Raw genomic sequence first — 21,021 nt, 5'->3', positions numbered from 1 at the left:
GGCCCTGGAGACGCTGGCTCGCGATGGCGGCTGCCGGTTGCGTCGGCGTGGCCGTATTGGGGCTCTTGCTGACAGTGGCGCTGCGTCGCGATCCCGATGGCGGCGAGCCGATGGCCGTGGCCTCGATCGAAAAGCGCGTCGCCCCCGTCTCCTCCGTGCCTGCCACCGCCGATGCGTCCACGTCGCGTGGACCGGCCAGCGCCGCCCAGCTTGAGAACAGCGCGGGTGTGACCGTGACGCGTGCAGGCGAGGATGCGCCGGACGCCATCATCATCACCATTCCCAGCGAGGCCCGCACCATCAAGCTCGCGACGGCCCCCGACAGCCGCCTGGTCGAGCGCTCGCGCTACGGCCTGCTGCCGAAGCTCGGCCCCGACGGCGCGACCCCGGCCAGGATCTATGCCCGCCCGCTCGGCCTCGAGCCGGAGCCGAAGCCGGCTGGCCGGATCGCGCTGCTCGTTGGCGGGCTCGGCATCAGCCAGAGCGGCACCGCCGACGCGATCGCGAAGCTGCCCCCGCCGGTTTCGCTCGCCTTCGCGCCTTATGGCACCGAGCTCGAACGCACCGTCCAGCGCGCCCGCGGCGAAGGCCACGAGGTCTTCCTGCAATTGCCGATGGAGCCCTTCGACTATCCCGACAACGACCCTGGCCCGCATACGCTGCTGACCGGCCCGAAGGCGCCCGACAATATCGACAAGCTGCATTGGGCACTCGGTCGCTTCACCGGCTATGTCGGCATCGTCAATTTCCTCGGCGGCCGCTTCACTGCCGATGAGAGCGTTCTCTCCCCGATCCTGCGCGAGCTCGCCGGCCGCGGCCTGATGGTCGTCGATGACGGTTCGTCCCCGCGCAGCCTGCTCGCCGGCTCGGCCGACCGCGCCCGCATCCCCGCCCTGAAGATCGATCGGGTCATCGACGGTGTCACCCGCGCCGATGCCATCGACAAGGAACTGGCCGCTTTGGAGTCTCTCGCGCGCGAGCAGGGCATCGTTGTCGCCGCCGCAAGTGCCCTGCCGGTCTCGATCGAACGGATCAACCGCTGGGCCCAGTCGCTGGACGCCAAGAAGCTCGTGATCGTTCCCGTGAGCGCCGCCCGCGGTTTCCGTACGGCCAAGCCCCCCGTATCGCCCAGAACCACCGGATCGCTACGATGACCGACACGTCCCCCGAGGGCTATCGCCCCTGCGTGGGCTTAGCCCTGTTCAACGCCGAGGGCCTCGTCTTCGTCGGCCGCCGCGCCGACAAGACCAAGCGCGAGCATGTCGCGCCGGGCCATGCCTGGCAGATGCCGCAGGGCGGCATCGACGCAGGCGAGACGCCGCTGGAGGCTGCGCGGCGCGAGCTCGCCGAGGAAACCAGCGTCACCTCGGTTGAGCTTCTCGCCGAGGCGCCGGGCTGGCTCGCCTACGACCTGCCCGTCGATATCGGCAAGGAGGCCTGGAAAGGCCGCTGGCGCGGCCAGGCGCAGAAGTGGTTCGCCTTCCGCCTTGTCGGCCCCGAGGACGAGATCGACGTTCTCACGCCGGCCGGCGGCCACAAGGCCGAGTTCGATGCCTGGCGCTGGGCGAGGCTCGACGAGACGCCGGAACTGATCATTCCCTTCAAGCGGGAGGTCTACCGGCAGGTCGCGAAACACTTCGCCCCCTTCGCAGAAGACGCCGGCAGGAAGAGCTGAGTACGTCGGCCCGATTGAATCGTCGCTCGGCCGGCTTCAGCCCATCGTATAGACGACGCGCCCGATCCAGTAGATCTGGTAGAGAATGTGCACGCTGGCGAGCGCAAGATGCACCCCGCGCCGCGCCGAGACATAGGCGATCAGGCACAGCGCCAGCCCGATCGGGACCTGCACGAGATAATCGCCGCTCAACTGGCTCCAGTGCTCGGTGCCCTTGATCAGGGTATCGACGACATCGAGCAGGAAGGCGGCAGCCAGGAGACCGAAGAACCAGCGCCGGCGCCGGATGAAGAAGTCCTCGTAGCCCGCATACTCCGCGATATTGTCCGGGAACAGCAGCGCCGAGATCAGGTAGAGCACGACGGCATAGCCGACCAGGAAGAGATAGACGCCGAAGCTCCAGGCCGGGATGCGCGACAGCCCGAACTCCCACCACCAGAACAGCACGAGCTCGAGCAGGATCGAGCCGACCCAGAGCATGTGGAGCAGCGAGACGCGATAGCGGCCGGGATGCTGGATGAAGCCGGCAAGACCGGCCAGCATCCGCGTGATGCCCAGGCCGATGACCATGCCCAGGACGATGCGGATATGGGTGAAGAGTTCGTGGGGCGAGACGGTCTCCATGATCCGTGCTTAGAGCATGGAGCTTTGGGGCGGAAGCACCGTCATTCCGGATAAATCACGAGAACGGCGCCGATCCGGAACCATCGCAAAGCGCCGCGCAGTGATCGCCGCGCCAAAGGCGAAATGGCGTCCCATTCAAGATAAAACGGCAACCAGCTATATATTTGGAACACCGATTTAATTTGTCTTTCTGAGCCAGCAACGCCGCGCCCGGAGCTGGCTGGACACCTGCAAAACCTCTCGTGCTGGGCAGCTTCGTGATTCACTCGGGCATCGGCGCGGTCGGCGGGCTAACTCATTGAACAGCGATCGCCTTTCGGGTTGTCAGAGCATCTGGAGCGGCTGAGCAGCACGATCAGGCAGTCTAGTGGCTTATGTCGAGCGAAGCCGCTACGTGCATTGGATTGGGTCTGGCGACTGCCTCGATCTCGACCAGAAGCTCGTCCGACATCGGTCGGGATTCGACCATCCTGTGCCCGGAGATTTTTAAGGAACGCGGCCTGGTACAAGGCCAAACTAGGTGCCTCGATACCCGGCAGAGCAAGAGCCGCGAAGCGCGGGTTCGGAGCAATTCTCAGTTCAGCCGCTGCCCTGTTTCTGGCGCGAACAGGTGAACCTGGCCGGGATCAACGGTCAACTCCAGCTCGGACCCCGCTGCCGGCGTAATTCGGTCCCGGAACAGGCCCACGATTGATTGCTTGCCGAGCGTGCCGAAAATCTGGGTTTCGGGTCCGGTGGGCTCAACGACGTTGACGCGAATTTTCAGCTGCGCGCCGCTCCCGAGGCTGAGGTGCTCCGGCCGTATGCCATAGACAACCTGCCGGTTCTCAGAGTCCGGCATCGGCCGCCCGAGCGGCAAGTTGATGCCATCTTCGGTCTCGACCGCCGTTCCGCCCTGGATGATGCGCCCTGTCAGGAAATTCATCGCCGGAGACCCCAGGAAGCCCGCGACGAACTTGTTCGCAGGCCGATCGTAGAGATCGAGCGGTGCGCCGATCTGCTCGACGATGCCGTCATGCATCACCACGATCTTGTCGGCCATGGTCATCGCTTCGATCTGATCATGGGTCACATAGAGCATCGTGGTCTTGAGGCGTTGATGCAGTTCCTTGATCTCGGTGCGCATGCGCACGCGCAGCTTGGCGTCGAGATTCGAAAGCGGCTCGTCGAACAGGAAGACCTTCGGATCGCGCACGATGGCGCGGCCCATGGCGACGCGCTGGCGCTGGCCGCCCGAGAGCTGGCGCGGATACCGATCCAGAAGCGGCTCGAGGCCAAGAATCTCGGCCGCCCGGCTGACGCGCTCCTCGATCTCGGTTGCCGGCGCCCGGCGCAGCTTCAGCGCGAAGCTCATATTGTCGCGGACTTTCATATGCGGATAGAGCGCATAGTTCTGGAACACCATGGCGATGTCGCGCTCCTTGGGAGGAACCGCGTTGACGTTCCGGTCGCTGATCCGGATATCGCCGCCGGTCACGGATTCCAGCCCCGCGATCATGCGCAGCAGCGTCGACTTCCCGCAGCCTGAAGGCCCGACGAGGACGACGAATTCGCCATCTTCGACGTCGATGTCGACGCCATGGAGAATGGACGTCTTGCCGTAGGCCTTGCGCAGGCTTGCGATCTGAACAGATGCCAAGATATACCCCGATTTTTTCAAGGACTCGATCGAGCCGCCGGTGCCGGACGGCGAAGCGAGGTCAGGCCGCGAAACCGGCGCGGCGCAGAACGTCGATGCCCGAGCGGGCGACTGCGGCGCCATCGTCGAACAGGTTGCGCCACGCGCCGACGCCTGCCGCCACCTCCGGCCCCGAGATGGCGCTGGAGAAGGCCTCGACGCCGATCATGTCGCGATAGCCGGCGGTGCGCAGCCGGGCCAGCATCGGGGCGAAATCGATGCTGCCCCTGTCGAGCGGGCCGCGGTTGTTCTGGTCGATCTCGAAATAGGCGAGATAGGGCAGGGCCTGCTCCAGTGCGGCGAGCGGGTCCTCCTCCTCGATATTCATGTGGAAGGTGTCGAGATGGAGATACAGGTTCTTGGCACCGACGCGCCGCATCATGTCGACGCCCTGGGCCACGGTGTTGATGAGATTGCTTTCGTAGCGGTTGACGATCTCCAGGGCGAGGCGCAGGCCCATGGTGGCCGCATCGTCGGCGAGGAGGGCGAGCGCTTCGGCGACAGCCTTGGTGTTCTCCTCCGACGGCGCATGTTGGGCCTTGCCGAAGACGCTGTAGAGAATTCCGCCCATATGCTTGGCACCGATATCCCGCGCCAGGCGAAGCGAGGTGCGGTGCCGTTCGAGGCCCGCGCGCCAGATCTCGCGGTCGGTGCTGGAGATGTCGGCTTCAGGGCGCTGATTGGCCGTGGTCACGGGCTCGAGGCCCTGTTTTTCGAGAAGGGAGATGATCGCAGGCGGCTCGATCACGGTGTGGTCGCGCAGCGGGATCACGAGGCGGTTGTAGCCGGCGGCGGCGGCCATCAGCGCTGCCTTTTCCCCGAGCGCCGTCGTCCAGGTCGGGATGAAGGTGTAGGAGTGGATCGAAAGCGGGTTCATGCGGGAATGCCTTTTGGGGCCGAAGGCGGGGCGTGTTCCGCTTCGGGAATAGCGAATGGGGAGGGCACGGACGAAGGGCGCGGTCAGTCCTTGACCGCGCTGCCGGTGAAGCCCTGCACTAGGTATTTCTGCAGGAAGAGGTAGAGCGTGGCGGGGATGACGCTGCCGATCACCGTTGCAGCCATGATCTCCGACCACTGCACTCGGAATTGGCCGATCAGGCGGGTGATGCCGAGGGTCATCGTCTGCTTGCCCTGGTCCTCGATCAGGCAGAGAGCCCAGAGCAGGTCACCCCATGCCAGCAGGAACGCGAAGGTCGCGGTGGCGACGAACCCGGGAATGATGTTGGGGGCGATGATCCGGATCAGGATCTGGAGACGGCCGGCGCCGTCGATCATGGCGGCATTGTCGATCTCGGCCGGCACCGTGTCGATGTAACCTTTCAGCATCCACACGCTGAACGGCAAGGTGATCGTCGTTTGCGCCAGGATCAGGCCGAAGAGGGAATCATAGAGCCCGGTGAAGGTCAGCATCTTGAAATAGGCGCCGACCAGAAGCACCCCCGGCAGCATCTGGCTTCCCAGGAACAGGGACATCCAGGTCATCCGCCCCCTGAACTGGAAGCGTGAGAAGCCGTAGCCGGCGAGCAACCCGACGAAGGAGGACAGGAAGGCCGTGCTCAGCGATACGATCAGGCTGTTCTTGAAATAGGTGACGAAGCCTTCCTGCAGCCAGATGTTGCGGTAGGCCTCGGTGGTCCATTCCCGCGGACTCAGGGTCGCCGGGTAGGAGACCACTTCCAGCGAGGTTTTGAAGGATGACGTCACCATCCAGTAGAACGGGAACAGGTTGAACAGCGCGACGACGAGCAGCGCGACCCAGACGAAGAGCGAGGATTGGGCGGAACCGCGCATGGCGATCACTGCTCCTTCTTCAGGCTGGAGCGGACATAGGGCACGGCGAAGACGAGCATGACCGCCGCCAGAACCACCGCCATCGAGGCCGCGTAGCTGGAATTGAAGAACTCGAAATAATTCCGGTAGATCAGCAGCGGCATCACCTCCGTGGCATTGCCTGGCCCGCCGCCAGTCATCCCGAACACGAGACCGAAGAGGCGCGCCTGCCAGATCAGGTCGAGCACGGCGGCGACGAACAGCATCGGCTTGAGGTTGGGCACCGTAACGTGGAGGAAGCTCTGCCAGGTGGAGGCACCGTCCAGTTGCGCCGCCTCGTATTGATGCTGCGGAATCGACTGGAGGCCCGCCAGGAGGATCAACATGATGAAGGGGTAGCCGCGCCAGCCCTCCGCGAAGACCACCGCGGCAAAACCGAGATTGGGATCACCCAGCCAGTCGATCGGCTCCCGGATCAGCCCGAGTGTCGCAAACAGGGAGTTCACGAAGCCGGCCAGCGGATCGAACATGAACCGCCACAGGATGCCGCTGATCACGTCCGGAACCGTCCAGGGCAGGATCGCCGTGACGCGGAACAGCCATTTGCCGCGGACATCGGCGTTCAGCAGCATGGCGACGCCGAGGCCGAGCACGAGATGGATCGTGACGGTCGAGCTGACGAACAGGACCGTGTTGCGGAAGGCCTGAAGGAACTGAACGTCAGCGAGCAGCGAGGTGTAGTTTGCGAGCTTCAGGCCATCGCCAGTCCCCCAGAGCAGGTTGAAGCTCTGGAGGATGGCTGCGACTGCCGGAAAACCGAGAATGCCGACAAGCAGGATGATGGCGGGCAACGCGAAGAGAAGGCCAACACGTTGGTCGGTCATAATCCTGGTCCGTACTTTGTAGGGTTGTCGAGGCAGCCGATGCGCCCGCCTCAGCGGGCGAGGATCGCTTCGATCTGGTTATGGGCGTCTGCCAGTGCCGCATCGGGCGTCTTCGTCTGTGCGACGGCAGCCTGCAGGTTCTGGCGGAAGGCGGTCAGGATTTCCGGCCATTGCGGGATCAGCGGCATGAAGCTGGCGTGCTCGATCTCGGTCTTCACGACCTGCGCGAACTTGCTGTCCTGGATCGGCTTGAAATTGTCGTTCACCGACTGCCGGGCCGAGAGCATGTTGTTGTCGACGAACCATTTCTCCATCCGCTCGCGATCCGTCATGAACTTGAGCAGCTTCCAGGCCGCCTCGGCATTAGGCGTGTTCGGGTTCATGAACAGCCCGTCCAGATAGAGCGTCGAGCGCGTCTGCGGATTGGCCCCCTTGCGCACCGGGATCGGCGCCATGGCGAGATTGTCCCAGGCCCCGAAAGCCGGGTTTATCGCATGGAGAATCGGCAGCGCCCACATCGTCTCGAAGATCATGCCGACCTTGCTTTGCGCCATGAACTGGCGCGCGCCGTTCGCATCGACCTGCGACACGCCCGGAGGCATGACCTTGTCCTTCTGGATGAGGTCGATGATGTAGTTGAAGGCTTCCTTGGCCTGCGGGGTGTTCAGGGCCGAGTGCTTGTTGTCAGGTGTCAGGAAGTCGGCGCCGAAGCCGCGCAGCATGACCGAGACGCGCAGGTCGAACCCGGCCGGCTGCAGAACCAGGGTGGTGCCCCACTGGTCGACGACGCCGCCCGGCTTGCTGGCCCGTGTCAGCGCCACTGACGCCGTACGGAAAGCCTCCCAATCGGCCGGAGGCTGCGCGACGCCCGCCGCTTCGTACAGTTTCTTGTTGTAGACGAGAACCATCGCGGCGGTGTTCTTGGGAATGCCGTAGACCTTGCCGTCATTCTCGACCGCAGCGCGGATCGTCGGATAGAAATCCGCCATTGCCGCCTTCGCGCCCCCCTCTTTCTCGAGGAACGGCGTGATGTCCTTGACCCAGCCTTCCTTGATGTACTGGCTGATCGGGTTGGCATCGAGCTGGAAGATGTCCGGGCCGCGGCCTGCGCGGATGGCGGTCGTCAAGGTGACGTCGCGCTGGCCGAGCGAGACCGCCTGCGGGATGACCTTGATGCCGGGGTTGAGCTTCTCGAATTCGGTGAAGGCCTGCTTGAGCGAAGTCGCCCAAGGCTCTTCAGCCAGATGCCAGCTTTGATAGGTCAAGCGGATGTCCTGCGCCCGCGCCTGGAGCGTCGAGCCGACGATCCCGAGCGAAGCGCCCAGAACCGCATATTTCGCAAATTTCCTAACACTGCCCCACACGTCGGCATCCTCCTGGTCGTCTCGGCTCTCGATGGCCGGCGTTGGGGCCGGACATTGGCGAGGCCAATTCATATTGTCAACAACCATAAATGTTGTTGGACAAATTATGAAAAGGCTTGATTCTCTGACATGCAGAGCTTTGAAATAAGGGGGTATTTGACGCTAACGCGGCTCAGTTGTATGCCCGGTTGGTGGAAGGCATCGTCACGCCGCCTGCTGGAGGCGCTGAAAAACTACGAGAGCGCCCCATGTCTTCGAGCCCAATTCCTACAGGCAGCATCACAACCTCACGCCGCACGGCGTCAAAGATCTACGACCATATTTTTGATCGCATCGCCGCCGGCGATTACGCGAAGGGCCAAAGGCTGCCGACCGAAACAGAGCTGTCCGACCTCTTCAAGGTTTCCCGGACGGTGGTGCGAGAGGCGCTCGCCCGTTTGCGCGATGACGGTCTGATCCAGTCCCGCCAAGGAGCCGGCAGCTTCATTCTGGTCAGCGCAGATCAGGCCATCCGGCGCTTCGCTCCTGTGATGAGCATTGGCGATATCCAGCGGTGTTACGAGTTTCGCATGTTCGTCGAGGAGGCAGCCTGCGGACTTGCAGCCTTGCGACGAACGGAGGCCGAGCTGAGCGATCTGCTCGCGCACCTGCGCGCCACGGAGAATATCAGCGACGTCGCGCAGGGCGTCGACGCCGACCTCGATTTTCACCTGGCGATCGCCACAGCCTCCCATAACCGCTTCTTCGTAGACACGCTGGTTTCAATGCGCAGCCACATGACGGTTGGGATGGAGCTGACCCGCAAGCTGTCGCTCACCCGCCCGCGCGATGCATTGCAACTCATGTATGCCGAGCATCAGGTCATCTATGACGCCATTGCGGTCAGCGACGTAAGTGCTGCATCGGCGGCCATGCGTCGTCACCTCGAGTCCGCCCGGAAGAGGGTTTTCGAAGGCTGAGCCTGTGTTGTCGGAGGTACCGACCGGAACCGCAGGAATCGTTGTCTGTCAGCTTGCGGGGATTCCGGGAATAGAATTTTAGCGGCAGGAGACGGCTTTCGAGGAGTGGGTCAACCGCCGGCTGGTAGGCGCAATCCTCATCGCCAATCGCGAGGCGTTCGGCGCAGGAGCTTCAGTACCCGCTAAACGTTCGCGGTTTTATTCCTAATGGTAGAAATATGGCGTCCCGGAAGGGACGGCACTCAATGGCCCCAAAAGTCAGTAAAATCGGCGCTTTTAGCCTACAACACGGCTCCGTGTGTAACACCTGCGTGTTGCACCTACCACTCTTTTTAGCGCTCATAGTGCAACCGGTTGCACACATCCCAGACCGCACCGGCATCCCTGCTTAGATGCGCGCATGATCGTCATACGCCCGCGTGGTCGCGCTCGTGCCGCCGCCCGGATGGGGCGAAGGATTTCCGGCAGTCTGAGTGCAGGATTTCCGACAGTCAGGGTGAAGGATTTCCTGCACCCCTCTTAGAGGAACACCTAGAGGATCAGGTTAGAAGATCATCCCGGTCGGCTGACGCCGCCGAGGTGATGCCTTCCGGGAAAACCCTCTCGATCCCGGAACCCTCCTCGAAAAACCCGAGGTCCGGGTTCGGACCCGACCGATCCGACCTGAGCCGAGCCGGAACATCCGCAGGAGGTGTCGGAAATCCGGCAGGCTGCCTGTCGGAAACCCGGCAGTCTGGGTGTCGGAAATCCGACACCCCTCTTAGAGGAACAGCTAGAGGACCAACCTAGCGGATCATTCCGGCTGGCTATCGCCGCCGGACCGATGCCGGCTTTCGCGACCCGATCCGCCGACTTGAGACGAGCCAGTTTGCAACCCGCTTCAAACTCGGCTTCGCCCGGAAAACCGCCCGGACGGAAACCCACACCCGGAAGGGTGATACACTGTCTTTGTCAACGATTTCAGTGGGTTGGCAGGGCATGCGGTCGGTGTTACGGTGAGCCATCTAGCCACCCTCAAGGGAGCGTCCCATGCCCGGAGCCGAGCAGGTTTCCGTCCTTCTGCCCGCCGACGTGCTCGCTCGCGTCGACCGGGCCGTCTATGCCCGCCGCCGCGCCAAGAGCGTCGGTCGTCCCAGCCGTTCCAGCGTCATCGCCACTTTGGTGGCGCAGGCCCTGTCGGCCGCCAAGCCGGAGGACCGGTCGTGATCCATCTTGGCCCGAACCTCACCCGCCGCGAGACCGAGGCGGACCGCTCCGCCCGTCGTCGCGCCGCCGCCGCCTTTGAGTTGTTCGGGGGGCCGGCCGGACACAACGGCGCTGGTCTCGATTTCAGCGCGAAGGCCGACCCAGCAGCACCGTCGTCGAACATGGGCGGTTCGGTGCTCGACCTCTACGGCAGCACCGCCTTCAAGGCCGATATCGTCCAGCGCGACGAGCGCGACGCCCGCATGGATCGCCTCCCGGCCTCCGTTCAGAAGCTCGCCACCGAGGGAGTGACAGACCTGCACATGCTGGAGGCTGTCGCGATCATCTCCCGCGCGTGCAAGGCGGTTGGTGGCAACCCGGCGCAGTGCTTCTACAGCGATATCGGCAAGGCCATCGGCGTCACGGCGATGCGGGCCGAGGAAATCCTCCGCGAGGCCGCCCAGCTCGGCTTCATCGAGCCCCGCGCCGGCAGCTACTGGCGCTGCAAGCTCTGACTAGTTCGACGGGGCTCCCCCTCTGCTGCCCCGCCGTAAGCGCCCGGACCTTGGCGGGTTCACCGGGCGCCCCTCGGGGGCCGAGTATCTCACGGGCTCGGCCCCCGTTCTCTCTCAACCGATAGGCCCTGCTGTGCCCGACCTGCTCACCGTCTCGATGCTCTTCCTCGCCCTCTTCGTCTGGATCGAAGGCGGCCGTGCTCACTGGCGCCTCATCGTCCAAGCCGATGCCGCCGTGAACCCGAAGGAGCACGCCCATTGCGAGCTGCAAGCGGGGCTCGCTCGCGGCTACTGGCTGTCGCGCGCCTTCCTCGGGGCTTTCATCCTGCTCTGGCCGCTCTGGCTCGCCATCGGCTGGGCCAACGCGCTGATGCAGCGCTCCCGCTAGGAACCACCGCCATGCTGAAACGTGTCGTTCTCCACGGCGAGATGGCCGAGAAATTCGGCCCCGAGTTCATGCTCAATGTCGGCAGCCTAAAAGAGGTCGCGCAGGCGCTGGGCGCACAGATCGAAGGCTTCCGCGACTACATCGTGGCCGGCACCTTCCGCGTCGTCGCCGGCAAGGCTCTCGATAACGGTATCCAGCTCGGCCCGGAGCAGATCGAGTTCAACGTCGGCAAGCGCGACATCCACATCGTCCCTGTCGTGGGGCGCCAAGCGCGGCGGCATCGGCAAGCTGATCGCCGGAGTGCTCCTCGCTGCCGTCGCATGGTGGATCGCGCCTGCTCTCATTCCCGCCGGCTTCATGGGCAGCGCGGGTAGCCTCACAATCATGGGCTTCAACGCGAACACCGTCGCGATGTTCGGTGTGGCCATGGCTCTCTCCGGCGCCTCGCAGCTCCTGACGCCCAAGCAGAAGAAGCAGGAGAACACCTCGCCGGAACGGCAGCCGTCGTTCGTCTTCAACGGCGCAGTCAACACCGTCGAACAAGGCGGGTGCGTCCCGCTGATCTACGGCCGCACCATGGTCGGCTCGACCGTCATCTCGGCCGGCATGACCACCGACGACATCCCTGTTTGAGAGGCCATCATGCTCTTCGATCCCAACCCGGCCGCCTTCGTGGCCAAACTCCACGACGCCCTCGGCCCTGTCGCTGACCAGCTCCGCAACAAGGGTGCGGTGGTCGAGTTCGTCGACAAGGGCGGGGCTGTCACCCACATCATCGTCATGATGGTCACTCTGCGTTGCCCGTTGAATGAGGCCGTGGCCGAGACCATGAAGCTCAAAAAACTCGCCGAGCGCACAGACGGGACGATCTACGGGACACTCCTGACGCATGAGAAGACGGACGTTCCCGATGGGGAGTATCGCGTCGCCCTCTCCTACACCGTTGCGAAGCGCCGCCGCGCCGCCTGATGCCATGTGTATCGTGTGCAGGTCGCCGCAACGGCTGGCGGTGGAAGCCCGTCTCAAGGCCGGGACCAGCCTTCGCGCCATCGAGGCCGAGTTCCCGGCCCTGAACCGGAACTCGCTGAGCCGGCATAACCGCATGCACATGACGGACGCACCGGCCGGGACACCCGTTGCACCGGGTTGCACACCTCCACCGGAAGCCGCGCCCCAGAACGCCCCAACCGTCCGACACCGCACGCGCCCCCAGACCGATGACGAGAGCCGCCTGCGGACCGTCATGCTGATGCTCGACGATGGCTACACCTACGCCGAGATCGCCCGGCGCCTGAATATCCACCCCAGCACGGCCCGTGAGATCATAGCCCGCGCCGAACGACATGCAGTAGAGCGGGTCCGCGCCCAGACCGTGGATAAGCTGGTCGCCCAACGCGACATCGCACGCCAAGCCCGCGCCCGGAACTTCGCCCGCCTTCAAGAGCAGGCAGAGGCACGAAACGATGTGCGCACCCAGATCGACCTAGCGAAGATCAGGCTGGCCGAAGAGCGCCTGCAAATGGATTGGATGGACAAGCTGGGGGCCTTCGATCACTTCGGCATCAAGACCCATGAGGAACACCAGCGAAGCGAAGGTCACTCGCCCGATGACCTAATCGGCATGGCAAGGCAACTCTTCGGGGCTCTCGCTGCCGACGATCCTGTAGCAGCTCTGGAAGCTATCGCCGACGAGACGTGATGGCTGCGCCGATCACCGTTGCCTGATCCCGCACTGCCCGGCCGCAACGTTGCGTGACGCGCTTTCGCTGCTCAGAGTGACAGTGACAAGTGACATGCACGCGTGACGGACAGCTCTCCTGTGGACCGGGCTAAAGGTTACGTAGCGGCCGTTTTTCCTATGTGCTCAACGGAAGGTGCTGGGGAGGCTTTTTCATGTTCCGCATCATCATCATCGCCGCCACCATTGTTCTCGCCGGCTGCCAGCAGCAGCTCGCTTTCGAGCGCATCGACGGTCGCTCCGTCCGCACCGACCCGGACGCAAGTGCCCAGTTCGAGCAGGACAGGGCGATCTGCAAAGGCGAGGGCTCAAAGGCCTATCTCAGCTCGGCCGGCAACAGCACGATGGTCGACGTGCACAACGTCGCCACTGGCTGCATGGCCGCTCGCGGATACCGCCGCGTTAACCCCTGATGGTGCAGCCGGTCAGGCCGCGCGGCCGATCAACCGACCGACCGTCTTCGCATGCCACTGACCACCGCGAGGCGTTTGGACGCCGCGAGCATTCAGGGCCTCGGCAATCCCGCGAAGCGAGGTGATGCCGGCGGCCTCGACCGACCGAACGATGGGCAGGACGTTCGCGGCGAAGGCCTCGGCTGCCTGCGCATTGGCGTCCGCGCCCAGCCGTTGCGCCGCAGCCAGATTGGTCCGATTGCCGAGCATCGCCCCGGCGGCCTTCTTGGCCTGTAGAGCCGCCTTTGTCCGGGCCGCGATCAGCGCGCGCTCCTTCTCAGCCAGCGCGGCATAGATGTGGAGCATGAAAGGGTCCGCGTCGGCGCCCAACTCAGTCACGATGAACGGGACACGCTGAGCCATCAGCCCGGCCACGAACGCAACATCGCGGGACAGGCGGTCCAGCTTCGCGACAATAACGGGCGCCTTCATGCGTCGTGCTGTGGCGAGAGCCTTAGCCAGCTCCGGCCGGCGGTCCAGCGCATCAGAGCCCTTGGCGGTCTCGATCTCAGTGAACCACACCGTCACCTCGATCCCCTCCGCAGCAGCGAAGCGCTCAATCGCTTCGCGTTGCGCATCCATGCCCAGACCCGAGCGCCCCTGCGCCTGAGTGCTGACCCGGAGATACCCGACCGCGATCTTCATGAGGTGTCCCTAGAGGCGTCTCCGACGCCGTGTGACATATCTATACGAGCATTTAGTCTTGTCACGCAAGGAAATTTGGGAGGCCGTTTGGAAGGCGGCCTTGCCGGAAACGAAACTGCCCGACGCAGGCGCCGGGCAGGTCTCTAGCAATCCAACTTAGTCGGAGTCGTCACCTACGGGGATGCGGAAAGCCCGCTTGCCGTAAGTTTTGGCCCAGATCACCGTGCCGTTTGGCAAGGTGATGTACGGCCGGTAAATGTAGGCTTTAGGCTTGTCTGCCGGAGCAGACGTTCGGGGTGCCATGGAAAATCCTTTCCGCTGGCGGTTGACCCGAGTCCGCAATCGACTTAAATGCAAGGACCCCTCCAAGCATAAAGGCCGCGAGCGTTCCCGAGCTTCCACTCGAAGGACCGACGGCCCATCGACAGAAGTCCTTTGCAGCCCCGCCCCCTCAAGGCGGGGTTTTCTGCGTCGTGACTCAGATAGCCGATGAGTCCTCATCTTGCAACTCCTTCAAGGACTCATTAACCATAAATTCTAATTCCGCGATGAGCGCGGAGTTGTCGGTGATAACGTGGAGGCGACTATGAATGCGCAAGCGCAGGAATTTTCGGCGATGCCCGACACGGATGAACAAGACCTTGAGCAGGCTCTCAATATCAAAAACAGGCTTGAAATCGGCTTGCGTGCGGTCAACGAGCGCATACGCCGGCTCCAAGAGTTGATTGAACTCAAGAAGCAGTTGCGCGCGATTGATCTCCCGCCGGAGCTTGAAACAGTGAAGCGCACCCGACAGCGCAACACGAAATCCCCGCGTGAACTCGCGTTGCTGGCACGGGACATCATTCGCGAAGCAGGCCGCCCAATGACGCGATCCGAGTTGGCGGAAGCGATTGAGGCCAGGGGCATTCCTCTAGCTGGCCGTGACAGGATCAAAAATCTGGGCACCATCCTCTGGCGACAGTCTGATCTCTTCACCCACGTCGAAGATCAGGGATACTGGCCAGCGGGCGATGAGTTGCGTAGCAAGCCTTGAGACAGCGCGACCTTTGACGGAGATGCCCTAATGACGGCGGCGCGGCACCCAGCCGGGAGGTGCTCGACGTATCCGCGTCGTGTGGAGGTGCGACAGGTCTGCCGGCACCTCGATCTTGCTAATCTCAGCAAACAGACGGCCGACGGAATGACCGGAACCATAGGCGCGCCCCACGCTCTTCCCGGCCGCATGCCCCGTAAGAGCGTCGTGCACGTCCTCTGACAAGCCGGCATTGCGGCACATGTCCTTGAAGAGGTGTCGGAAGGAATGGAAGACTTTGCGCTCGTCTGTGATGCCGATGGGCCTCCGGCCCTGATAGTTGCCCCACCATTGCGACCATGCTGCCGTCAGCGCCCGGCGCTCAGCGGAGCCCAGCAACGGCCATAGCGAAGCCTCTTGGCCGTCAGCAGCGCGCCGCCGCTCGACGTAGGTCAGGAAGCCCATGAGCCGAAGCTCAAGGTGGACGGGCACCTTGCGGATGCTGGTCTTCGTCTTCACCTTGCGCCCACCGGACGTGCCGATGCTGATGAAAGGGGATGCCGCCATCGTCGGTTTGCACGTCGCAGGCGCGAAGCTGCCCTAGCTCAGCAAGACGCGCTCCGGTGAACAGAGCGAGCAGGGGCAGCCAATAGGCTGCTTCTCCACGACCGCCCTTCGGTCGCTTGCCTTGTCCGTGGACCGGTCCTGCAACGAAGATGCTCTTGAGATCGGCAGCGCTGAAGGGAAGCCTGTCGTCCTCGGCCGCTGCGTCACTCTCGATCCGCTCGGCTTTGAAATGGTTCGGCCAATGCGATGCCTCATCCAGATCGCTCTTCCTGCGCGCCTGCTCTACCATGGCTGACAGCATTTGCAGCGACTTGTTGACGGTGGACGCAGATCGGCGCCGGAGTTTGGACAGATCGCGCTTGAGCAGGTCCGGTAGGGGCAGCTTTTGCAGCTCGGAGGTCAACTTCACCGGGATCATGGAGATCGCAGCGGCGTAGTCTTGAACGAGCTTCTTGCCGATCTCGCCAATCCGCATATCGCCGTTGAGCTGCGTGAAGTGACGGACCGCCATCTCGGCCTCTATGACTGTCTGCGGGCGCGGCTTTCGGCCGCCAACGACGCCACTGCCTTCCTTCCACGCGGCCAGAGCGTCGGACAGCAGCGGCCCGCGTGCGGTCTCGTTGTCGGGGATTGCAACATCCGGGTTAAATAGTGGGTCGCGAGGTTCGAACGGCCTCCCGGTTAGCTCCGATAGCGCGAACCGACTGCCCTCAATGGCGGCCCGCCGCACAAGCTCTTGCAGCTCGAAATACTGCGGCAGCGCCCGGTTCACGGAGACCATGTAGGCTCTTTCGCTCTCCGCCGTCGCATCAAGTGAGGCGTCAGGAACGCGGGTCGCATCAAGCTCCGTGCGAGACGCGCGCACGGTTGCCCAGCCCTCGCTTTTGAGGATCAGGTCGGCTCTCTCGCGGACGCTATCGCGCCCCTGCTCATCCTGATTGCGGAAGGAGGCGAGTGTGTCTTGCAGCTCTTCCAACCGCTGAGCTCGCTCGTCCGGGTCTTCGGGGCGGCGCTTTGCCGTAGACAGCACCTCGCGATAGTAGCCCATCGCCAACCGCTCCAGATCGGCCCTGCTCAGTTCGCTGAGGTCACGGCGCGCCAGCTTCGCGGCAGCGCGAAGTTCGGTGAAGCGGTCCATGATCGCCGGCACCTTCTCATCACGGCGACGGAGCGCTTCGGCCCGATCCGACGTGCCGAGGCTCTTCAAGATTTTCGACGTGCCGAAAGTCCGGGCATAGGCTTCGGCGATGTCCTTCGGCACGCGGATGTTCAGATAGAACATCCCCTGTTTTCCACGACGCCATAGCTTCACGGACGTGCGTTCCCCGCGCATGTGTGTTGCACCCGTGTGTTGCAGGTTAAAGCGTCGATAGTGCTGATATCTGAGGAAGTTGCAGCAAATCAAGGATTTGCGCGGAGAGCTGGCGTCCCGGAAGGGATTCGAACCCCTGACCTACGGTTTAGGAAACCGTTGCTCTATCCTGCTGAGCTACCGGGACGCACGAAACTCCGTGTAGCATAATCGCGATGCGGGTGAAGTCCCTTCTTGTCATCGTCATATTCGCGACCCTCGCCACCCCGCCGGCGCGGGCTGCTTCCGGCTGCACGCCCGCCGAAGCCGCCGTGACCGTGCAATTGTCCGGTCTGGACCCCGCCGGGGACCCGCTGCTGGGCGATGGCCGGAGATTGCGGCTCATCGGCCTCGCGCCGCGCCAGAGTCCCGAGGAAGCATCGCGTTTCGATACAGGCCTGCGCGGCTTCCTCGGTCGCCCGCTCGGCCTGACCGTCCTCGGCGAGCCCGATCGCTGGGGGCGGTTGCCTGCGCGGCTGACGATCCCGCCGACGTCACCCGGCGAACCGACGCTGGACCTCGCACAGCAGCTGCTGCGGCAAGGTGCCGCCCTCCCTCTGCACGAACCCGGTTCGTCCCCCTGCGAGACACCGCAAAAGGCTTCCGTTCAGGCAACGGTAACATCTGGGCCGCAACCTGCGACGCTGACGGCGGTCGATGGCCATGATCTCGCCGCGGTCAAGGCGCAGGAGGGACGTTACGTCATGCTGGAAGGCCGGATCGCCTCGGTCGGCGAACGTTCCCAGCGGACCTATCTGAACTTCTCCCGCCGCCCGAAGCAGGCTGCCTCGATCGTCCTGCCGCGCAGTCTCTGGCGCGAACTGAAGCGCGCCGGCTGGACCGCGAGCCATCTCGGCGGTAAACGGCTGCGTGCCTATGGTGTCCTTGCCGGGCGCGACGGCCTCCTGCTCGAGGTCGCATCCCGTTCGGCACTGGAACTGATCGACTGAGGACATGCTGGAGCTCTGGCCCGCATCGCTTTCGCGACATTCGAAGCGGCTGGCAGCCATCGTGCTGCCGGGCCTGCTCCTCGTCGGCTGCCTCGGCGACCAGAGCTCTCTCCTGCCGGCGAGCTCCACCTCCGAAGGCGAGATCGCGCCGCGCATCAGTACGGTCCAGCGCGCCTCCGACCAGGAGCACCAGCGCCTGCTCGCGGCCTTCGGCGGCGAATACCGCGCGCCGCGTGCCCGCGCCGCCCTCGACGAAGTCGTCCAGCGTCTGGCAAAGGCCGGCGAGGGCCAGATCGGCCATTACGAGATCACCATCCTGAATTCCCCGGTGGTCAACGCTTTCGCGCTGCCCAATGGCCGGCTCTACGTCACGCGGGGCCTGCTGGCGCTCGCCAACGACACCTCCGAGATCGCCTCCGTGCTGGCGCATGAGATCGCGCATGTCACGGCGCAGCACGCCGTCGAGCGCGCCGAGAAGGAAGCGGAATCGGCGCTGGTCAGCCAGGTCGTCTCGCAGGTCCTGAAGGATCCGGGGCGCGACGCAGCCGTGCGCGCCGGCTCGAAGCTCTCGCTGGCGAAGTTCTCGCGACAGCAGGAACTCACCGCCGACCAGATCAGCGTCCGCAACATCGCCCGCGCCGGCTACGACCCCTATGGCGCCGGGCGCTTCCTCGCCACGCTCGGCCGCAACACCGCCTTCCGCAGCAGCGGCCAGAACCAGAGCGCCGACGACAAGCGGCTCGACATCCTCTCCAGCCACCCGCAGACACCCGAGCGCGTCGCCGCCGTCACCGCCGCCGCCCGCCAGATCGCCGCGCCCGGCATCGGCGAGCGCGATGCCAATCGCTGGCTGAACGCCATCGAGGGCCTGGCCTATGGCGACGACCCGCGCGACGGCGTGGTCCGCGGCCGGCGCTATCTCAACAGTGCGCTGCGCATCGCCTTCAGCGCGCCGGATGGTTTCAGCCTGGAGGCGGCCCAGGACATGGTCATCGGCGTCAGCGCCAACGGTGCGCAGGCCCTGCGCTTCGATTCCGTCACGCTGAAGAGCGGCCAGACGCTGGAATCCTATGTCGCCGCCGGCTGGATCGAGGGCGTCGAGACGACCGGCATCGAGAAGACCGAGATCGGCGGGCAATCGGCCATCCTCGCCCACGGCAAGGGCACCGACTGGACCTTCAGGCTCGCCGCCGTGCAGATCGGCGACCGGGTCTATCGCTTCATCCTGGCGGCACGCGGCGGCAGCGATCCGGAACGGCAGATGCGGAGCATCGTCGAGAGCTTCCGGGTGATGACGCCCGCTGAGGCTCAGGCCGTCCGCCCGATGCAGATCCGCCTGGTCGCGGCCGAGGCCGGCGACACCATCGCAGCCATGGCGGAGCGCATGCCCGAGCAGGACCGGCCGGGCGAGCTCTTCCAGCTGCTCAACGGGCTCGATCGCAATGCGTCGCTGACGCCCGGCCAGCGCTACAAGGTCGTCGCCGAGTAGCGCGCGCCTTCACAAGGCCGCGAGTCTACGCGAGCTCCTCCCGCATCGCGCGCGTTCGCCGCTATGATCGCGCAAGGCCATGGTTCAAGGGAGGCAGGGATGGCGCTCGATCGCCGGATCGTCGAACTCTACGACGAGTACACGCACAAGCCGCTCGACCGCCGCATCTTCATGAACCGGTTGCTCGCCATCGCCGGCACCGCGGCGGCGGCGGAAGCAGCGCTCGCCCTGCTGGAGCCCAACTACGCCCAGGCCCAGCAGGTGGCGCCGGACGATGCCCGCATCACCGCGAGCCGCTTCGACCAGACCGTCGATGGCGTGGCGCTGAAGGGCTATCTCGTCACGCCCAAGGCCGAGGCCAAACGCGGCGGCGTCCTCGTCATCCACGAGAACCGCGGCCTCAATCCCCATATCGAGGACATCACCCGCCGCATGGCGCTGGAGGGCTTCACCACGCTCGGGCTCGATTTCCTGACCCCGCTTGGCGGTACGCCCAGCGACCCGGACGCCGCGCGCGCGCTCTTCCCGCAGCTTTCGGTCGAAACGGTCGTCGCCCAGGGCCGCGCCGCGCTGAAATACCTGGCCTCGCGGCCGGATGCTACGGCCAAGACCGGCGCTGTCGGCTTCTGCTGGGGCGGCGGTTCGGTCAACGATCTCGCGGTCTCCGCCCCCGAGCTTGCGGCCGGCGTCGTTTTCTACGGCCGCTCGCCGGATCTCGCCAAGGTTCCGCAAATCAAGGCGCGCCTCCTGATCCAGCAGGCCTCGCGCGACACCCGCCTCGTCCAGATGCTGCCGGACTATGAGAAGACGCTGAAGGCTGCCGGCATCCAGTACGAGGCCATCGTCTATCCCGATGTCGACCATGCCTTCATGAACGACACCAGCGCCGAACGCTACAACGCAGCGACGGCCGGACAGGCCTGGGCGAAGACGGTCGCTTTCCTGAAGGCGGGAACGGGGACGGCTTAGGTCACGCCCGGTTCGACCCAACAAAAAACCCGGCGGTCGCCCGCCGAGTTTTTCGAAACGATAGGGAACGAACCGCTCAGGCAGCCTCTTCCGCCAGATCGTCGTTGTCGCCTTCCATCTCGGCCTCGGCTTCCGCCTCGGCTTTGCTGAGGCGGCGCGGCGACTTGGCGAGCTGCCCCTCGATCTTCTTGAGCGCCTCGGTCTCGGTGATGTCGTCGACCACCGCGATCTCGCGGGTCATGCGGTCGAGGGCGGCTTCATAGAGCTGACGCTCGGAATAGGACTGCTCGGGCTGGGCCTCGGACCGGTAGAGGTCGCGCACCACTTCGGCGATGGCGACGAGATCGCCCGAATTGATCTTCGCTTCGTATTCCTGCGCGCGGCGCGACCACATGGTGCGCTTGACGCGGGCGCGGCCGGTGAGCGTCGTCAGCGCCTTGGTGACGCAGTCGGCATCGGCGAGCTTGCGCAGGCCGACGCTGGCGGCCTTGCCGGTCGGGACGCGCAGCGTCATCTTGTCCTTGGCGAAGCCCACCACGAACAGCTCAAGTTTGAAACCTGCGACTTCCTGCTCCTCGATCGCCGTGATCTGACCGACACCATGGGACGGATAGACGACATACTCGCCCGTCTTGAAACCATGGCGCACAACAGCTTTCTTCGCAGTAGACATGCCGTTACGACTCCTGACCGGCCCGCTCGACGCGAGCGCGTGATGATTTAGCCTCCGGCCGGTTGGCAGGAGGCTTCCGCCTGACGCGACGCTTCAAGAACGCACCGCTTCACGCTCCCTAGTCGATTGT

Annotated in this window: 25 protein-coding genes and 1 tRNA gene; 15 read left to right on the top strand and 11 right to left on the bottom strand. The window is 64.4% G+C overall.

Going from position 1 to position 21,021, the window contains the following annotated elements:
• Positions 1-23: 23 nt before the first annotated feature.
• Together AC1RLU_RS25540 and AC1RLU_RS25535 are read left to right on the top strand one after the other, a co-directional pair.
• Complete coding sequence (locus AC1RLU_RS25540; RefSeq protein WP_492798877.1) at positions 24-1,154, top strand: divergent polysaccharide deacetylase family protein; 1,131 nt, start codon at positions 24-26, stop codon at positions 1,152-1,154.
• On the top strand, positions 1,151-1,675 hold the full coding sequence (locus AC1RLU_RS25535) for an RNA pyrophosphohydrolase (RefSeq protein WP_492798876.1): 525 nt from the start codon (positions 1,151-1,153) through the stop codon (positions 1,673-1,675). The genes AC1RLU_RS25540 and AC1RLU_RS25535 overlap by 4 nt, the downstream gene beginning before the upstream one ends.
• Before the next feature lie 36 nt (positions 1,676-1,711).
• On the opposite strand, the gene AC1RLU_RS25530 is transcribed toward AC1RLU_RS25535, so the two are convergent.
• The 6 genes from AC1RLU_RS25530 to AC1RLU_RS25505 all read right to left on the bottom strand — a co-directional run bounded on the left by AC1RLU_RS25530 (position 1,712) and on the right by AC1RLU_RS25505 (position 7,995).
• On the bottom strand, positions 1,712-2,299 hold the full coding sequence (locus AC1RLU_RS25530; protein WP_113584545.1) for a hypothetical protein: 588 nt from the start codon (positions 2,297-2,299) through the stop codon (positions 1,712-1,714).
• A 574-nt stretch (positions 2,300-2,873) separates the two neighbouring features.
• On the bottom strand, positions 2,874-3,938 hold the full coding sequence (locus AC1RLU_RS25525; protein WP_492798875.1) for an ABC transporter ATP-binding protein: 1,065 nt from the start codon (positions 3,936-3,938) through the stop codon (positions 2,874-2,876).
• 61 nt (positions 3,939-3,999) lie between these two features.
• Positions 4,000-4,854, bottom strand: coding sequence for a sugar phosphate isomerase/epimerase family protein (locus AC1RLU_RS25520; RefSeq protein ID WP_492798874.1), 855 nt, complete (start codon positions 4,852-4,854; stop codon positions 4,000-4,002).
• A gap of 83 nt (positions 4,855-4,937) precedes the next feature.
• A complete protein-coding gene (locus tag AC1RLU_RS25515) occupies positions 4,938-5,768 on the bottom strand; it encodes a carbohydrate ABC transporter permease (protein ID WP_492798873.1) in 831 nt (276 codons plus the stop codon).
• A 5-nt stretch (positions 5,769-5,773) separates the two neighbouring features.
• Positions 5,774-6,631: a carbohydrate ABC transporter permease gene (locus tag AC1RLU_RS25510; RefSeq protein ID WP_492798872.1), complete on the bottom strand. Its 858-nt coding sequence runs from the start codon at positions 6,629-6,631 to the stop codon at positions 5,774-5,776.
• Between the two features lie 50 nt (positions 6,632-6,681).
• On the bottom strand, positions 6,682-7,995 hold the full coding sequence (locus tag AC1RLU_RS25505) for an ABC transporter substrate-binding protein (RefSeq protein WP_492798871.1): 1,314 nt from the start codon (positions 7,993-7,995) through the stop codon (positions 6,682-6,684).
• Positions 7,996-8,243: 248 nt separating this feature from the next.
• On the opposite strand from AC1RLU_RS25505, the gene AC1RLU_RS25500 reads away from it, so the two are divergent.
• The 9 genes from AC1RLU_RS25500 (at position 8,244) to AC1RLU_RS25460 (ending at position 13,193) form a co-directional block, all read left to right on the top strand.
• Positions 8,244-8,954 carry a FadR/GntR family transcriptional regulator gene (locus AC1RLU_RS25500; RefSeq protein ID WP_492798870.1) on the top strand — a complete coding sequence of 237 codons (711 nt, stop codon included), beginning with the start codon at positions 8,244-8,246 and terminating at the stop codon, positions 8,952-8,954.
• A 1,029-nt stretch (positions 8,955-9,983) separates the two neighbouring features.
• Positions 9,984-10,160 (top strand): hypothetical protein, encoded by a 177-nt coding sequence (locus AC1RLU_RS25495; protein ID WP_492798869.1) that lies wholly within the window; start codon positions 9,984-9,986, stop codon positions 10,158-10,160.
• Positions 10,157-10,654: a hypothetical protein gene (locus tag AC1RLU_RS25490; protein WP_492798868.1), complete on the top strand. Its 498-nt coding sequence runs from the start codon at positions 10,157-10,159 to the stop codon at positions 10,652-10,654. The genes AC1RLU_RS25495 and AC1RLU_RS25490 overlap by 4 nt, the downstream gene beginning before the upstream one ends.
• 133 nt (positions 10,655-10,787) lie before the next feature.
• The gene (locus AC1RLU_RS25485) at positions 10,788-11,042 is read left to right on the top strand and encodes a hypothetical protein (RefSeq protein ID WP_492798867.1); all 255 of its coding nucleotides are present in this window, start codon (positions 10,788-10,790) and stop codon (positions 11,040-11,042) included.
• Between the two features lie 41 nt (positions 11,043-11,083).
• Positions 11,084-11,416, top strand: coding sequence for a tail assembly protein (locus AC1RLU_RS25480; RefSeq protein WP_492798866.1), 333 nt, complete (start codon positions 11,084-11,086; stop codon positions 11,414-11,416).
• A gap of 10 nt (positions 11,417-11,426) precedes the next feature.
• Entirely contained in the window at positions 11,427-11,675 is a 249-nt protein-coding gene (locus AC1RLU_RS25475; RefSeq protein WP_492798865.1) for a tail assembly protein, read from the top strand.
• A gap of 9 nt (positions 11,676-11,684) precedes the next feature.
• Positions 11,685-12,011 carry a hypothetical protein gene (locus tag AC1RLU_RS25470; RefSeq protein ID WP_492798864.1) on the top strand — a complete coding sequence of 109 codons (327 nt, stop codon included), beginning with the start codon at positions 11,685-11,687 and terminating at the stop codon, positions 12,009-12,011.
• Positions 11,932-12,741 carry a transposase gene (locus tag AC1RLU_RS25465; protein ID WP_492798863.1) on the top strand — a complete coding sequence of 270 codons (810 nt, stop codon included), beginning with the start codon at positions 11,932-11,934 and terminating at the stop codon, positions 12,739-12,741. The genes AC1RLU_RS25470 and AC1RLU_RS25465 overlap by 80 nt, the downstream gene beginning before the upstream one ends.
• Before the next feature lie 194 nt (positions 12,742-12,935).
• A complete protein-coding gene (locus AC1RLU_RS25460) occupies positions 12,936-13,193 on the top strand; it encodes a hypothetical protein (protein ID WP_492798862.1) in 258 nt (85 codons plus the stop codon).
• Positions 13,194-13,205: 12 nt separating this feature from the next.
• On the opposite strand, the gene AC1RLU_RS25455 is transcribed toward AC1RLU_RS25460, so the two are convergent.
• Positions 13,206-13,877 (bottom strand): recombinase family protein, encoded by a 672-nt coding sequence (locus tag AC1RLU_RS25455; protein ID WP_492798861.1) that lies wholly within the window; start codon positions 13,875-13,877, stop codon positions 13,206-13,208.
• A gap of 586 nt (positions 13,878-14,463) precedes the next feature.
• Between AC1RLU_RS25455 and AC1RLU_RS25450 the strand changes: the two genes are divergently transcribed.
• The gene (locus AC1RLU_RS25450) at positions 14,464-14,913 is read left to right on the top strand and encodes a hypothetical protein (protein ID WP_492798860.1); all 450 of its coding nucleotides are present in this window, start codon (positions 14,464-14,466) and stop codon (positions 14,911-14,913) included.
• Positions 14,914-14,940: 27 nt separating this feature from the next.
• Here the strand turns inward: AC1RLU_RS25450 and AC1RLU_RS25445 are convergent, their stop codons facing one another.
• The 3 genes from AC1RLU_RS25445 to AC1RLU_RS25435 all read right to left on the bottom strand — a co-directional run bounded on the left by AC1RLU_RS25445 (position 14,941) and on the right by AC1RLU_RS25435 (position 16,958).
• Positions 14,941-15,411, bottom strand: a complete 471-nt coding sequence (locus tag AC1RLU_RS25445) for a site-specific integrase (RefSeq protein ID WP_492798859.1) — start codon at positions 15,409-15,411, stop codon at positions 14,941-14,943.
• The gene (locus tag AC1RLU_RS25440) at positions 15,368-16,792 is read right to left on the bottom strand and encodes a DUF6538 domain-containing protein (protein WP_492798858.1); all 1,425 of its coding nucleotides are present in this window, start codon (positions 16,790-16,792) and stop codon (positions 15,368-15,370) included. Before AC1RLU_RS25440 ends, AC1RLU_RS25445 begins: the two co-directional genes overlap by 44 nt.
• 89 nt (positions 16,793-16,881) lie before the next feature.
• Positions 16,882-16,958: transfer RNA gene (locus tag AC1RLU_RS25435), tRNA-Arg, on the bottom strand.
• Positions 16,959-16,992: 34 nt separating this feature from the next.
• Here AC1RLU_RS25435 and AC1RLU_RS25430 point away from each other — a divergent pair.
• The 3 genes from AC1RLU_RS25430 (at position 16,993) to AC1RLU_RS25420 (ending at position 20,218) form a co-directional block, all read left to right on the top strand.
• The gene (locus tag AC1RLU_RS25430; RefSeq protein WP_492798857.1) at positions 16,993-17,760 is read left to right on the top strand and encodes a hypothetical protein; all 768 of its coding nucleotides are present in this window, start codon (positions 16,993-16,995) and stop codon (positions 17,758-17,760) included.
• A 4-nt stretch (positions 17,761-17,764) separates the two neighbouring features.
• Positions 17,765-19,249, top strand: coding sequence for a M48 family metalloprotease (locus tag AC1RLU_RS25425; protein ID WP_492798856.1), 1,485 nt, complete (start codon positions 17,765-17,767; stop codon positions 19,247-19,249).
• 99 nt (positions 19,250-19,348) lie between these two features.
• A complete protein-coding gene (locus tag AC1RLU_RS25420; RefSeq protein ID WP_492798855.1) occupies positions 19,349-20,218 on the top strand; it encodes a dienelactone hydrolase family protein in 870 nt (289 codons plus the stop codon).
• 76 nt (positions 20,219-20,294) lie between these two features.
• Here AC1RLU_RS25420 and AC1RLU_RS25415 read toward each other — a convergent pair whose 3' ends face one another.
• On the bottom strand, positions 20,295-20,891 hold the full coding sequence (locus tag AC1RLU_RS25415; protein WP_061971313.1) for a CarD family transcriptional regulator: 597 nt from the start codon (positions 20,889-20,891) through the stop codon (positions 20,295-20,297).
• Positions 20,892-21,021: the final 130 nt, after the last annotated feature.

It is taken from the genome of Allobosea sp. GW822-FHT05A11 (assembly GCF_058800455.1).
The sequence above is the reverse complement of the archived record's forward strand: the minus strand, read 5'-3'. Positions and strand labels throughout refer to the sequence as shown.